This window comes from Neobacillus thermocopriae, from assembly GCF_010975035.1.
Taxonomy (GTDB): Bacteria; Bacillota; Bacilli; order Bacillales; family Cytobacillaceae; genus Neobacillus; species Neobacillus thermocopriae.
In genome coordinates, this window is the sequence record NZ_JAAIUV010000029.1 from 1 (window position 1) to 14,241 (window position 14,241).

16 protein-coding genes are annotated in these 14,241 nt (G+C 33.5%); 6 read left to right on the top strand and 10 right to left on the bottom strand.

Annotated features, from left to right (window positions below):
• Positions 1–231 precede the first annotated feature (231 nt).
• Positions 232–684, bottom strand: coding sequence for a cupredoxin domain-containing protein (locus G4Z05_RS14570; RefSeq protein WP_163252537.1), 453 nt, complete (start codon positions 682–684; stop codon positions 232–234).
• 202 nt (positions 685–886) lie between these two features.
• On the opposite strand from G4Z05_RS14570, the gene G4Z05_RS14575 reads away from it, so the two are divergent.
• Both G4Z05_RS14575 and G4Z05_RS14580 read left to right on the top strand, forming a co-directional pair.
• Positions 887–1,825 (top strand): lysylphosphatidylglycerol synthase domain-containing protein, encoded by a 939-nt coding sequence (locus G4Z05_RS14575; protein ID WP_163252538.1) that lies wholly within the window; start codon positions 887–889, stop codon positions 1,823–1,825.
• Positions 1,826–2,239: 414 nt separating this feature from the next.
• Positions 2,240–3,397 carry a D-alanyl-D-alanine carboxypeptidase family protein gene (locus tag G4Z05_RS14580; RefSeq protein WP_240465400.1) on the top strand — a complete coding sequence of 386 codons (1,158 nt, stop codon included), beginning with the start codon at positions 2,240–2,242 and terminating at the stop codon, positions 3,395–3,397.
• A gap of 32 nt (positions 3,398–3,429) precedes the next feature.
• On the opposite strand, the gene modB is transcribed toward G4Z05_RS14580, so the two are convergent.
• Both modB and G4Z05_RS14590 read right to left on the bottom strand, forming a co-directional pair.
• The gene (gene modB / locus G4Z05_RS14585; RefSeq protein WP_163252539.1) at positions 3,430–4,092 is read right to left on the bottom strand and encodes a molybdate ABC transporter permease subunit; all 663 of its coding nucleotides are present in this window, start codon (positions 4,090–4,092) and stop codon (positions 3,430–3,432) included.
• 119 nt (positions 4,093–4,211) lie between these two features.
• Positions 4,212–4,454, bottom strand: a complete 243-nt coding sequence (locus G4Z05_RS14590; protein WP_038535590.1) for a YkuS family protein — start codon at positions 4,452–4,454, stop codon at positions 4,212–4,214.
• Positions 4,455–4,552: 98 nt separating this feature from the next.
• Here G4Z05_RS14590 and G4Z05_RS14595 point away from each other — a divergent pair, with 98 nt between their 5' ends.
• Positions 4,553–4,690 carry a YuzL family protein gene (locus G4Z05_RS14595; protein WP_163252540.1) on the top strand — a complete coding sequence of 46 codons (138 nt, stop codon included), beginning with the start codon at positions 4,553–4,555 and terminating at the stop codon, positions 4,688–4,690.
• A 161-nt stretch (positions 4,691–4,851) separates the two neighbouring features.
• Here G4Z05_RS14595 and G4Z05_RS14600 read toward each other — a convergent pair whose 3' ends face one another.
• The gene (locus tag G4Z05_RS14600) at positions 4,852–6,471 is read right to left on the bottom strand and encodes an ABC-F family ATP-binding cassette domain-containing protein (protein ID WP_163252541.1); all 1,620 of its coding nucleotides are present in this window, start codon (positions 6,469–6,471) and stop codon (positions 4,852–4,854) included.
• 170 nt (positions 6,472–6,641) lie between these two features.
• On the opposite strand from G4Z05_RS14600, the gene G4Z05_RS14605 reads away from it, so the two are divergent.
• Positions 6,642–6,779 carry a hypothetical protein gene (locus G4Z05_RS14605; protein WP_163252542.1) on the top strand — a complete coding sequence of 46 codons (138 nt, stop codon included), beginning with the start codon at positions 6,642–6,644 and terminating at the stop codon, positions 6,777–6,779.
• Between the two features lie 56 nt (positions 6,780–6,835).
• Here G4Z05_RS14605 and G4Z05_RS14610 read toward each other — a convergent pair whose 3' ends face one another.
• Complete coding sequence (locus G4Z05_RS14610) at positions 6,836–7,438, bottom strand: SCO family protein (RefSeq protein ID WP_163252543.1); 603 nt, start codon at positions 7,436–7,438, stop codon at positions 6,836–6,838.
• A 236-nt stretch (positions 7,439–7,674) separates the two neighbouring features.
• Here G4Z05_RS14610 and G4Z05_RS14615 point away from each other — a divergent pair, with 236 nt between their 5' ends.
• Positions 7,675–7,911, top strand: a complete 237-nt coding sequence (locus tag G4Z05_RS14615; RefSeq protein WP_205597580.1) for a cold-inducible protein YdjO-related protein — start codon at positions 7,675–7,677, stop codon at positions 7,909–7,911.
• A gap of 52 nt (positions 7,912–7,963) precedes the next feature.
• Here the strand turns inward: G4Z05_RS14615 and yhfH (G4Z05_RS14620) are convergent, their stop codons facing one another.
• Both yhfH (G4Z05_RS14620) and yhfH (G4Z05_RS14625) read right to left on the bottom strand, forming a co-directional pair.
• Positions 7,964–8,098: a protein YhfH gene (gene yhfH / locus G4Z05_RS14620; protein WP_163252544.1), complete on the bottom strand. Its 135-nt coding sequence runs from the start codon at positions 8,096–8,098 to the stop codon at positions 7,964–7,966.
• Between the two features lie 76 nt (positions 8,099–8,174).
• Positions 8,175–8,309, bottom strand: coding sequence for a protein YhfH (gene yhfH, locus G4Z05_RS14625; protein WP_163252545.1), 135 nt, complete (start codon positions 8,307–8,309; stop codon positions 8,175–8,177).
• 258 nt (positions 8,310–8,567) lie between these two features.
• On the opposite strand from yhfH (G4Z05_RS14625), the gene G4Z05_RS14630 reads away from it, so the two are divergent.
• Complete coding sequence (locus tag G4Z05_RS14630) at positions 8,568–10,157, top strand: PAS domain S-box protein (RefSeq protein ID WP_163252546.1); 1,590 nt, start codon at positions 8,568–8,570, stop codon at positions 10,155–10,157.
• Positions 10,158–10,546: 389 nt separating this feature from the next.
• Here the strand turns inward: G4Z05_RS14630 and G4Z05_RS14635 are convergent, their stop codons facing one another.
• The 3 genes from G4Z05_RS14635 to G4Z05_RS14645 all read right to left on the bottom strand — a co-directional run bounded on the left by G4Z05_RS14635 (position 10,547) and on the right by G4Z05_RS14645 (position 14,148).
• Positions 10,547–10,831, bottom strand: coding sequence for a hypothetical protein (locus tag G4Z05_RS14635; RefSeq protein ID WP_163252547.1), 285 nt, complete (start codon positions 10,829–10,831; stop codon positions 10,547–10,549).
• A gap of 304 nt (positions 10,832–11,135) precedes the next feature.
• A complete protein-coding gene (locus G4Z05_RS14640) occupies positions 11,136–12,437 on the bottom strand; it encodes a NarK family nitrate/nitrite MFS transporter (RefSeq protein WP_163252548.1) in 1,302 nt (433 codons plus the stop codon).
• Between the two features lie 205 nt (positions 12,438–12,642).
• Positions 12,643–14,148, bottom strand: a complete 1,506-nt coding sequence (locus G4Z05_RS14645; RefSeq protein ID WP_163252549.1) for a nitrate/nitrite transporter — start codon at positions 14,146–14,148, stop codon at positions 12,643–12,645.
• Between the last annotated feature and the right edge of the window lie 93 nt (positions 14,149–14,241).

The window sequence follows — 14,241 nt, forward strand, 5'->3', positions numbered from 1 at the left end:
CTTAAAAAATTGTCCATGCAGGCGATGCTTACTTTTGCTGCAATGAATTTAAAGAAACTGGCAAACTGGACTTGGACTAGTCCAAAAATGGTATAATAATTGACCCCGTAGGGGTCAAATTAAAGTTTATATAGACCACAAATTGCTTAAAATTTGAAAAGGCATTTCGAATTAAGCTTATTCGGAATGCCTTTTGTCTACAATCTGAAACAGGAATTTACTCCTGTTTCTTTAATTAACGATTATATCAGCAATCATTGGACCGTTATGTTCGCGGTTGGAATGAACCTCACAGATTAATCGGTAAGTGCCTTTTTTATTAATTTGTAGAGGAACAACAGTTTCTTCTCCCTTTTTCACGGTTCCTTTTATATCTGTTCCTTCAATGAAAAATGGATGCTCTTCACCATTAATGCCTGAAATATATAATCTTACTTTTTCTCCTTTATGAATGTTAATTGTTCCAGGGTCCCATCGATAAACTTCGATTTCCTCACCATTTTTTTTCTTCGATTTGTATTCTACTGTCACCATATGGATTTCGCGAATATTTTCGCTGGACTCTTGATTAAAAACAGCTGCATCACCTGCCTTTAACATAAACCAGGCAGAAACAGAGGCTAGCATAATTCCAGCTGCCAAGAAAAATAAAAAAGTTTCTTTCTTAAATACTAAAAACCTCACTTAATAACCTCCTCAGAAATTTGTCCTATTCAAACATATGCAGGATAGGAGGTAAAACTTGTCTAATTTTTAAAATAAAAGTTAAGTTTAAAAGAATGGATGTATGTAAATAATTTATAGTTAAGAACAAAAGTATTACTTTGTTTTTTCATTGGAAAAGTTTATAGTAAACTCAGGAATGAAAAAATAGGTGGTAATTTTGTTGGTAATTAATAAGAAAAAAATCCTAAAAACAACTAAATTTCTCTTCCCATTATTTTTATTATTATTAGCAACTTATGAAATCAAAAAATTTATTAGTCAAGTGGACTTACAGCTCCTTGAGAAAGAATTGGAAAAGCTGGATGTATGGATGGTGCTATTCGTTCTAGTAGTAAACTTTGCTGCTTTCTTGCCGATACTAAACTATGATGTGGCTTTAATTAAAATTCTGAAGGCTAGGATTTCAAAAAAAGAATTATTAGAAAAGTCACTGATTGCAAATTCATTTTCGAATTTTATAGGTTTTGGCGGTTTGGTCGGTGCCATGCTACGTACATATTTTTTTCATGAGCATGAACAGGATAAGCGAAAACTTATTACTGTGATTGCTTCTATTTCTCTTTTTTATTTGACAGGAATGTCTGTCTTATCATGGATTGTTGCTATTGAATTTCCTCAATTCCCTCTGTTTACTGATTCAAGATGGATATATTTTGCTGTCATCGCCATTTGTTTGTACTTACCGCTTATTTTATTCATACAAAGAATGAATGCCAAAAAGGGACAATTTGTAGCCATTCATGCTGTGGAAAGCTTAAAATTAATCATCATCTCATTCATTGAGTGGAGTGCCATCTTTTTTTCTATTTTCTTTTTAACAAAAATTTTGGATTTTGATGTGATGCTGTCGGATTTATTACCTGTATATGTTGCGGCTGCTTGTGTAGGTATTATCAGTATGATACCCGGTGGGCTAGGCTCTTTTGATTTGGTTTTTATATGGGGGATGCAAGATTTACAAATAGCTGATGAAAAAGTATTGATCCTTTTATTGTTTTATCGAATAGGTTACTATTTCGTTCCATTTATAATTGGTTTCATACTATTAATCAAGTATTATTGGAAAAAATGGAATAGTCATGGAATGATTTATCGATAGACGTTATTCTAGGATTATGCCATGTCCGATTAACAGTTCTTGTCTTCATATCAAGTATCATCCTAACCCCATCAGCTTGTATACTAGAGATCATCTCTAGACTTTGGATGGCTCAAGAATGATTGTCATTGCCAATGATAAATATGTCTCATCAGCTATCCGTTACGGCAGGCATTTTATTATTTGATTTATCTAGAGGGGTTCAATACCGTATGAAAAAGGCTTATGAGTGAACGATAAGCGTTTAGATTTTGGCTGCAGTTTTTTCAATTTTTATAGGACTTCAAAAAAGAGTAAAGGATGAGTATCTGGATATGTGTAAAGAAAACGTTTTTTTTGGAAAAAATCCGTTGAAATGTTTGGAAATCTGTTAAAATAAAAAAGCATATTCTTATTTTAGTTAGGGTGTTTTATTTGAAGAAAATTTTCATTATTTTAATAAGTTATTTATTGATTTTTATGATTCAGCCCAAAGTATTAGCTGAGGAAACCCCACAGTTAAATATAAAAAGTGAAGCTGCTGTACTCTTGGATACTGAAACAAATGCCGTTCTATATACGAAAAATGCCGATGCAAAAATGTACCCAGCAAGTCTTACAAAAATTGCTACTGCTATTTATGCAATAGAGAAAGGTGATTTAAACAGTATTGCCGTTGTTAGTGCAAATGCTGTTCGACAAGATGGAACAAGAGTATATTTAGTAGAAGGAGAACAGGTTCCTCTTAAAAAGCTTATACAAGGAATGTTAATAAACTCTGGAAATGATGCAGCAGTAGCGGTTGCGGAACATTTAGATGGCAGTGTGGAAAATTTTTCTAAAAATATAAATGAATATTTAAAAACGAAAATTGGTGTCAACCATACTCATTTTTCTAACCCTAGTGGTTTGTTTGATGAAAATCATTATACAACTGCGATGGATTTAGCATTGATTACTAATTATGCGGTCAAAAATCCTGTTTTTGCTGAAATATTTGGTGCTAAAGAACTTGTATGGACAGGTCAAGCATGGAATACCACCATTAAGTCTCATCATCGCATGGTAACTGGAGAATTTCCATATCCAGAAGTGACTGGTGGAAAAACCGGCTATACATCCATGTCAAAACAAACTTTAGCAACAACCGCAGATAATGGGAATTTGAAATTAACAGCCGTCGTATTAAAATCCGACCAGAAACAAGAAAAATATGACGATACTTCTGTTTTATTTGATTTTGGGTTTAAAGATTTTCAGCATACAACTTTGTCAAAGGGACAAATATTTAAGAATGGTACAAAGGAATTTTATCCGGAAAAGGATATCTTAATTACTGAGGGGATAAATGGGTCCACTAAAAAAGTAAACAGTGATGGAGTGCTTTCCGTGGTAGGAAACAATGGTCAAGTTATTCAGACTGTCCAATTAAAATTAAACGAACATCAAACGGAAAATGTTGCAAAAATGGAGTCAACCAAACAAAAACAAGATGTAAGTTTAAAGGATAAGTATTTGTTTATTGGCATCTTAATCTTTTTCATAGCGGCATTAGGTGTGGTTGTGGGACGGAAATGGACGAGAAAATTATAGCTTCTTAATAAGCCATGGAAGGGTTCACCTTTTCATGGCTTACTTTGTGCTATCGTTGTTGTGAATAGCATGAGAAATGAAATGAATACCATCGCACCAACTAATAACCAGGCTAATTTTAAGTTTCCTGTTTCCATCGCAATATATATAGCGGTAGGTGCTGTTTGTGTTTTTCCGGGGATGTTGCCAGCAAACATAAGAGTTGCACCAAATTCCCCCAGTGCTCTGGCAAAGCTGAGGATTAAACCAGTAATTATAGATTTGAATGAGAGTGGTAATGTAACGTGTAAAAACACATTTAACTCTGTTGCTCCATCCACTCTGGCCGCTTCTTCTATATCTTTGTTAACTGATTGAAATCCTGTTTTGACCGTTTGGTACATAAGTGGAAAAGCAACGACTGTTGAAGCGATCACTGCTGCTAGTGGGGTGAATATAATCGAGGTTTCGAAAAAATTCTCAACAAAAGATCCAATGGGACTATTTCTCCCAAAAAAGAAAATGAGTAAAAACCCTATAACTGTGGGCGGCAATACAATGGGCATTAATAAAAAGGTTTCAAGTATCATTTTACCTTTGAAATTTTTATCTGCCAGAATTCTTCCCAATATAACCCCAAATAACAAGGAAATACCTGATGAAATAGAGGCAACTTTTAATGATAAAATTATGGGTGGCCAGAAATCATTTACCATTTACTTCAATCCTTTAATCCTAATATCCTTATTCATTATATCTAATGACTTCTTCTCATTAAATAGGAAAAAGAAAAAAGACTAAAGAGTAACCTTTAGTCTTTGAAAAGAGGAAGAGATTATTGTAGTTTGTTCTCCACTTGCTGACAAACTTCTTCGGCAGACAAACCGTTTGCATCAATGACCGAAGCTTTAGTAACAGAATCTTGCATACCCATAACATTTGAATCAAGGCCAGTTACAACACAGCAATCACAGTTTTGTGCGTCTGACTCTTGTTTTAATTCTACAACTTCATATCCTTTTTCACGTAGAGCTTGTTGAATATTTGTAAGTGACTGTTCTACTCCAATTCTTGCCATCCAAACACCTCCTCATTTATTATCTTCCCAAAGTATGGTGTAAATATTCCGCATAAGATAGATTCTGCTTTCAAAAGCTATAGATGGAGGTGGCTTATATGGGAAAGAAAAGTAAAAAGAAAGCAGACCCGTCTACAGTAGGGCTTGATTCACCACAGGTGGAAGGGCAAGGAACCACAACAATCGAAACGGGTTCAAGAGTAGAAGCTTCATCGAGAAGAAAAACGAAAAGATAAATGAAACATTAGAAATGGGATGCTAAGAGTTTCGCTATTTGGAATAGATATGTTGAATTTTTCTAAGTTAAAAATATAGGGCCATCAATAGTCATTAGTTGACCTATTGACTGGCCCTTAAAGCTCTGGTGTTTTCTTAATTAACAGTTTCGGTGTATGAATTATTTATACATTTCTTCAACTTGTTTTTGAAGTTCTTCATTTTCTAAGTATTCATCATATGTCATTTGCTTATCAATTAATCCTTTAGGAGTGATTTCAAAAATACGATTAGCAATGGTTTGTATGAATTGATGATCATGAGATGAAAAAATCATTGATCCTTTAAAATTTATTAATCCATTATTGAGAGCGGTAATGGATTCTAAATCCAAATGGTTTGTTGGTTCATCTAGAAGAAGAACATTGGCACCACTAAGCATCATTTTTGAAAGCATGCAACGAACTTTTTCGCCCCCAGAAAGAACACTTGCTTTCTTTAGAACTTCTTCACCAGAAAATAACATTCTACCTAAAAATCCTCGTAAAAAGCTTTCGCTGTCATCTTTCGGTGAAAACTGGCGGAGCCAATCAACAAGATTTAAATCGCAATTTTCAAAGTACTTCGAGTTATCTTTCGGGAAGTAGGCTTGGGAGGTGGTAATACCCCACTTATACGTTCCACTGTCAGGCTCCATTTCGCCCATTAAAATTTTAAACAATGTAGTTTTAGCTAATTCATTTGTTCCGACAAGGGCAATTTTGTCCCCTTTATTCATAATAAAGCTCAAATTATCAAGAACTTTTACACCGTCGATTGTTTTTGTTAGTCCTTCGACCCTTAACAAATCGTTCCCAATTTCACGATCAGGAGTAAAGTTTACATATGGATAGCGCCGGGAAGATGGCTTAATATCCTCAAGCGTAATTTTCTCCAATAATTTTTTTCGTGAGGTTGCTTGCCTAGATTTGGACGCGTTTGCACTGAATCGAGCAATAAAACTTTGTAATTCTTTAATTTTTTCTTCTTTCTTTTTATTAGCTTCTTGAGCCATTTTCAATGCCAATTGACTTGATTCGTACCAGAAATCATAGTTACCAACATAGATTTGAATTTTGCCAAAATCCAAATCGGCTATATGTGTACATACTTTATTAAGAAAATGACGGTCATGGGAAACAACAATAACTGTATTCTCAAAGTTGATTAAAAATTCTTCTAGCCATTGAATGGCTTTAAGGTCTAAATGGTTGGTCGGCTCGTCCAATAATAAAACATCAGGTTGGCCAAATAAGGCTTGAGCTAGTAAAACTTTTACTTTTTCCGCACCAGATAATTCTGCCATTTTCTTGTGATGTAGTTCTTCACCAATTCCCAGACCTTTTAACAGGATGGCAGCTTCTGATTCTGCTTCCCAACCATTTAACTCAGCGAATTCAGCTTCAAGTTCTGCCGCTCTCATCCCATCTTCATCGGTGAAATTTTCCTTCATATAAATAGCATCTTTTTCTTGCATGACTTCATAAAGCCGTGTATGGCCCATAATAACCGTTTTTAATACTTCATGTTCTTCGTATTCAAAGTGATTTTGTTTTAATACAGCCAGACGTTCATTAGGTCCAAGCTGTACTGAACCTGTTTGAGGTTCAATTTCTCCTGCTAAAATTTTTAAAAAGGTAGATTTACCGGCACCATTTGCACCAATTAATCCATAGCAATTGCCTGGGGTAAATTTAATATTTACATCTTCAAATAATTTTCGGTCCCCATACCTTAGACTAACATTACTTACTGTGATCATATGAAAGGCATCCTCCAAAAAAACAAATTACTTTTAATTATAACATGAATCGTTGAAAGAACGAACGTAACAAAAGAAAAAACAAATAAAGAAAAAATTTGAAAAAGATTATCCGTTTTCACACTTTATTCACATTTTTGATGTAAAATTAATTTAAGAAGGTGATAGATATGGCGAAAAAACAACTAATTGAACTCGTAAATAAATTAAAAAAGGCAGGAATTAAAGTGAGTTTAACCAAACCGAAATCCAATTACCATTTATCCTTGAAGCAAATTAATCAATATCCCAAATCCTGTACTAGATAGAGAAAATGGTAATAAAAAAGCGATTAATCTCATGGACTAACCGCTTTTTCTTTTATTTAGTTCATTTTATCCTTTATTTTATTATAAACCTCTTTTTTATTAAAATCTTTTCCCATTGGAAATTTTGCGATAAAGTTATTGTTTTCATCCACTAAATAAGTGAATGTTGTATGAACAAATTGTCCATTTCCAGGGTCTTTATATTGAAACTGTAAAGATTCTGCAACCCTTCTAATTTTTTCATGGTCCTTTTTAATATTTTCCTTTTCTCCGGTTAGGAATATCCAAGAATCACTGTTTTCTATCCCAAAAGCTTTCATATAACTTAATAATTTTTCGGGTGTATCATTATAAGGATCAATTGTAATCGTAATAAATTTAATTTTATTGCCGAAATCACCAGATTTTATCAATTCATTTTTTAATTCGGCCATTTTAACTGTAGTGGTTGGGCAAACATCAGGACAGTTAGTGTAGATAAATTCAATTAATTTTAGTTTCGTCCGGTCATTTCCAAAGGTATATGATTCTCTATTCTGGTTAATTAATGTTATATCTTCCGGTATGGCCATGTTCGCATCTCGAATAAGAAAAAAAGTAATTCCAGCGGCTATTCCGAGAATCACAACAAGGCTACATATAATGTATATTTTTTTCATCAATTTCCCTCCTACCATTAATTTAAAGAAGTTTATGAAAAAAAGACATGGATAATTTGTGAACATCAAAAAACGGATATAGATGTCCTAGTTTTTAAAGTTTTGGATGACAGTATTTATGTATCGTACTAAAGTGATTATATATTTATAGGTAAACCGCATTTTTCTTCAATACATATTTTCCAGCCAGATGAATTAACAATTACAATTTATCCATTAATAAGGAAATTTTGGAAATGAATAACACCATTTTTGGGCATACTACGATTAAAAAGGAGGCGGTTCCCATTTTTTTTGGCAAACGAGGTAAAGATGAAGAACTGGAAACAATCTTAGTAGAGACAGAGGTTTTCTCTTGCATGGATGAAACATGTATCGGTTGGATGAGAAAAGAATTTGTTTCGGATGATTTACTATGCCCAATGTGTGGCAAAGAAATGATTCAGGAAATACGAGAGCTTCCTAAAATATAGGAATTAAATAGGAAGGAAAAAACTCTCCAGTTTTAACTGGAGAGTTTTTTCGTTATTCCACCTTTTTTGAAAGACAACGTTCGCATTCTGTTAAATAGGATTCAGCTTGTTCTTCTATATATTGACCACATTCTGGACATTGTTTTTTTGGTAATTGACGGAAAAATTCAACCGGACTCATTAACATTGTTTGTTCCTCCTTTATAATAATACAGCCGAACAAATTTTAATTTGTTGTATAACAGTCAAGGTAAAAAAATAATTTATTCATCCCTTTTTGAAAGACAACGATCACATTCCATTAGATAAGACTCAGCTTGTTCCTCCATATGCTGACCACATTCAGGGCAAATCTTTTTTGGTAATTGACGGAAAAATTCAACTGGACTCATTAACATTTTATTTGCTCCTCCTTTATTAGTACAGATTTATTATGGACTAATTGTTATAGTACAGTATAAACGAAAATAAGAAATTTGTGTAGGTTATTTTTAATAATCTTTAAATTTTTTTGAAATTGAGACTTTTGACCTAAAATTCTCAAGACTGTACTTCTAGTTAAAGACATAATTATGATAAAGTATATAGTACTTCATAATTGTATGATTTATGACAATCAGACTTGAAAATAGACCGATCTGGGGGAATGCTTGTTAATGAATGAAGTTTCGGTTGGTTACTATCCCTTAATTATTATCATTGCAACAGGGTTAACCATAATATCTTTATATTTTGTTTTAAATAGGTTTACATTCACAAAATCATCTAATAAGAATAAACGATTTCTCTATCTTGGTAGTAAACGACCAGTCACATCTAATATGAATCTAATGGATATCAATAAGGCGATTGATGTTTCGACAATTGTGGTAGTTATGGATTCGACTGGAACCATTACTTATGTAAATCAAAAATTTGAAGAAATTTCCCAGTACTCAAAAGAAGAAATTGTTGGTAAGAACCATCAGTTATTGGATTCTGGGTACCATTCGAAAGAGTACTTTCAAAATATATGGAGTACAATTCAAGCTGGTGAGATATGGAGAGGGGAGATCTGCAACAAAGCAAAGGATGGATCTATTTATTGGGTAGATACAACCATCGTTCCATTTTTAGATATACAAAAGAAACCTGTTAAATTTATTGCCATTCTCTCGGATATTACGAAGAGAAAAATAGCGGAACAAAGTTTGCGGGAATCGATCAAGGAAGTTCAAGATATCACTTTTGCCCTTAATCAGTCATCAATCGTTGCTATAACGGATGAAAAAGGAATAATCACTTTTGTGAACGAGAAGTTTTGTGAAATCTCAAAATACGAAAAAGAAGAGTTAATGGGGAAAGATCACAGGTTATTAAACTCTGGGTATCATCCGAAAGAGTTTTTTAAAGAATTATGGAAAACGATTGGTGGAGGTAAAGTGTGGAAAGGGGAGATTCGAAACAAGGCAAAAGACGGAACTTATTATTGGGTAGATACAACCATTGTTCCATTCTTAAATGATAAAGGGAGACCATACCAGTATCTTTCGATTCGTAATGATATAACGGAACGAAAAAAACAAGAGGAACTGCTCCATCGTCAAGATAAATTGGCTGCGGTTGGTCAGTTGGCTGCAGGGGTGGCTCATGAAATTAGAAATCCGTTAACTTCCATGAAAGGGTACGCAGAATTTTTACAATTAGATGAAAAAGATCCTGAACGAATTGAATTTTTAAATATCATACTTGATGAAATTGAGAGAGTTAACAACATTGTGGAAGACTTTATGGTATTGGCAAAACCAAAGGATGTGGAATTGGAAGAAAAGAACTTAGTCTCTATCATCAAAAATGTGGTGTCTCTACTTGAATTTGAAGCAAGGAAAAACCATGTTTGCATTCATTTAGACTATGATCAAGATATCATTCAAATAATATGTGATGAAAATCGTTTAAAACAAGTATTTTTGAATATAATAAAAAACGGAATTGAAGCGATGCCAAGTGGTGGAGATCTCCATGTTAGAATGAGAATCCATGAAAACAATATCCACATTTCAATTCAAGATACAGGTGTTGGAATACCAAAGGACAAACTGAACAAATTAGGTGACCCTTTCTTTACCACTAAAAAAAATGGTAATGGGCTTGGATTAATGGTTAGCTTTAAAATTATTGAAAATCATAATGGTAAAGTTTTTGTTGAGAGTAAACCGAATAAAGGAACAACTTTTAATATATTTTTGCCTACAAGATCAACTTAAAGCTTGGAGGTTAGCATTTTTGAGTAATTGAAAAAATAAAATAAACGCATTATTAGTAAAGTTGTTGTTTTGGGAAATATGTATATTGATGGGAAAGTGATGAGGATTCACATAGAAATGTGTTAGGGGATTCATCAAATGAAAAAGCCGTCCTACTAAGAGGATGGCTTTTTACTTTTTTGGTTCACTCTAAGTTGATTCCGCACTTAAATTACTAACACACAAAATGGGCGATATTTTTTATCCTACCGAAATAGGTTGTTAGACTATAAGATTTACCTACCATTACTTAATTAGGCCTTACGTGTCAGCAACAATTTTCACAATCTACATTTTTTAAAATAATCATCTATAATTGAGGGAGAGATAAAAAAATGTATAGCCTGTTTTTATTTGTTATTTCCAGCTTCTATTAAAAGGAAAATAGCAGTAATAATATGTAAAAACCAACCCACAATTGGGATAAGTCCGACGACAGAAGAAACAATGCCTAATATAGGACCAGTTTTTACCTTTCCTTCTTTATTGGAGTAAATTAAGGTAATGATGTGTAAGACTAACATAATAGCTAATGGAGCCCAATTCCATAATATGATAAAAAAGCCTCCGAGTATAGGAATACCTAAAAAGGCTTCTAACCCTCCAGCTACCCATTTTAAATTACGACTCACCATAATAAAACATCCCCCTAACAGAATATGGTGAAATCATAATAGATAATTTTAATTAGGTCAATTTATCTGAGAAAAAATTATTATTATTTATCAAAAAGATTATTACCTTTACAAGATTATAAAATAAATAGATAGTAAAAAATATTCTCTAGTTTCTATGTTTATGGATAATAAAAAGATGGAAAGGGAGAAAATGTTATAAAATAAACATTCTATAATATTTTTTACGGAAGTCCCGTAAATGAAGGTTAATCCCTCTGCCATTTGAAATAAATGGCATATATAAATGAAACAAGCCGGATATTTATCCGGCTTGTTTGACGATTACTTTTGTAACAGTTGCTTTTCTTTGATAATAATACCAGTTTAATCCAATGGAGATTACGTAAAAGGCAATGAAGAAATAAAATGCTGGTACATAGGAACCAGTTGTGTTGACAGACCATCCAAATAATTTTGGTATTAAGAAAGAACCATATGCAGCAAATGCAGCTGTGAAACCAATAACTGGTGCAGCCTCTTTTGGAATAAAGATGCTTGGTATCATTTGAAATGTTGATCCAGAACCAATTCCACTGGCTATAAATAAAACTAAAAATGAAACTAAGAAACCAGCAAACTGTTTTGAATTTAAGAAGTAAATGACACCAAATACGCCAATTGCCATAGTGACTAATACAAAGGCAGTTACTTTTGCACCACCAAATTTATCAGATATCCATCCACCAATAGGTCTGGCTGCAGCTCCAACTAAGGCACCAAGAAAGGCGAGTGAAACGTATTCTGGAAATTGAGATCTTAATAATAAAGGAAATGCTGCAGAGTAGCCAATAAAAGAACCAAATGTTGCTATATATAGAATGGTCATAATCCAAGTGTGTTTACGTTTTACGATAACAAATTGATCTTTTACAGATTGCTTTGCTCCAGGAACATTATCCATTTTAAATAATGCAAGGAATGTCATGATTATGATCGGGATTACCCAAATAAAGGCTGCATTTTGTAACCAAACCTCTTGCCCATTTGCTAAAACTTGTTTATTCCCAATCAACGCAAATGTACCGGATGAGATAACTAATGGAGTTACGAATTGTACAACAGAAACCCCCATATTGCCTAAACCGCCATTAATACCAAGTGCTGTTCCTTTTTCTTTTTTCGGGAATAAGAAGCTAATATTGGCACTTGAAGAAGAGAAATTTCCTCCCCCTAAGCCACATAAGGCAGCGAGTAATAGCATAACAGAATAGGGGGTATTAGGGTTTTGAACAGCTATTCCGATTCCAATTGTTGGTATGGCTAATATTGCTGTTGAAATGACAGTCCAGTTTTTACCTCCAATCGAACCTACAGCAAAAGTATAAACAAATCGAAGAGTTGCACCAACTAGACCAGGTATTGCCGCAAGGGTCAATAATTGTGCCTCTGTAAAATTGAACCCAATATCATTCAGTCGAACGGCAACAACAGACCAAATTTGCCAAACAATAAAAGCAAGCATTAAAGATGGAACAGAGATCCAAAGATTACGTCTCGCATGTTTTTTACCTTCATTATTCCAGAATTTTTCGTCCTCTGGGTTCCAATATGTTATTCGCGGCATATTGTTTCCTCCTAATATACATCTTTAAATAATAAATGATTCGTTGTTTCCACTGATAATATAAACGAGATGATTGAAATAATTTTGTGATAAACATCACAAAAAAGGTGAAGGATTTGTGAACTCATGGAGTTTGACAAAAAGTTGTAAAAATTTTTTGTAACACGAAAAAGGAGATCATCCTAAATGAAGATCTCCTTTTTTGCTAGTTATTTTTGTTTTTTTCATGTTCTTCGTTAAACATTCCTACATAATTCTTTGTTTCACCGGAATCGTCTTTTATTGCCGTAATTGTCAACCATTCTTTATAAATTTCATTATTTTTTCGTTTATTCCAAATGTATCCTTCCCAATAGCCATTTGATAGTAGGCTATCCCACATTTTTTCATAAAATTCTTGGCCGTGCTCGCCTGACTGTAGCACACTCATCGTTTTTCCAATTACTTCTTCTTGAGTATAACCGGTAATTCTTGTGAAAGCAGGATTTACCCGGAGTATCGTTCCATTTACATCTGTTACACAGATTCCATCTACTGCTTGGTTTACAATTTTAGAAGTTATATCAAGTCTTTCTTGATAATATAGCCAAACAACAATAACCAAACTCGCTAAAGAAAATTCAGATAGTGACATAAATCCAATCGCATAATGACCAGTAAGGTTAAAGAGTATGGTTAAAATAATTGGAGGGAAAAAACCTCCAAGACCTCCCATTGCGGAAACAATACCGTTTACAATTCCTGCTTGTTTTGAAAAGTAGAGTGGAACTAATTTAAATATTGCTCCATTGCCAATCCCTGCAAAAAAGGCAACTAACAAACACCCAAAGGAATATATAGGTAATGAAGGTGTAAAAGATAAAAGGAATCCTGCAAAGGTAAGGCTAAAAAATACAGCCATGAGAATTAGAAAAGGATTAATTTTATCACCTAGCCAGCCACCCACGGGCCGAAAAATAGTGGCGAGGGCGATAAAACCAGCTGTACGTAATCCAGCATCTACTTTGGTTAATTCAAAATGGTTAACTAAAAACGAAGGAAGATAAATGGTAAATGCGACAAAAGAACCAAATGTAATAAAGTAAAACAAACTTAAAAACCATAGTTTTGGATTTTTATAAACATTTTTTATCTGTTCTGTTAGAGGGTGATTTACTCTTTTCTCATTTCGGTCACCTAGAAAAAAGTTAAGAATGGCAAAAGCTAAAACGATGATTAAATAGATGTTAACGGTTGTTCGCCAGCCAAAATTATCCGCAAGAACAGGAGCTAAAAAGGAAGTAATCGCTGTTCCAATGTTACCAGCTCCATAAATTCCATTGATGAAACCATGTTTTTCCTTTGGATAATATTTTGGTAATGATGTAACACCAACTGAAAATAATGCTCCCCCAATCCCTAATAAAAAACCACCAATGATTAACATAAATAATGAATTTGCCATACTAATAATGACAATTGGGATCGTTAAAACAATCAAACTAATAGTAAATAATAATCTCGCTCCAAATCGATTGGTCCAATATCCTATTGGTACTCGTAATAGCGATCCTAGAATAACAGGAACTGCGGTTGCCCAAGCGATTTGTGTGGAAGTTAGTTGAATATCTGTCTTAATATAAGGCATAAGTGAAGAAATGAGCACCCATACCATAAATCCTGCCACAAGACTTCCAGTCTGAATATAAAGTTGTTTTGTACCTTGATTCATCTAAAATCCCCCTTGAATCCAATCAAAATGTATTATCCCCTTCATTTCTCAAATTAATCTAACTCCATAAATAATAAAATTTTCTTCACAAAA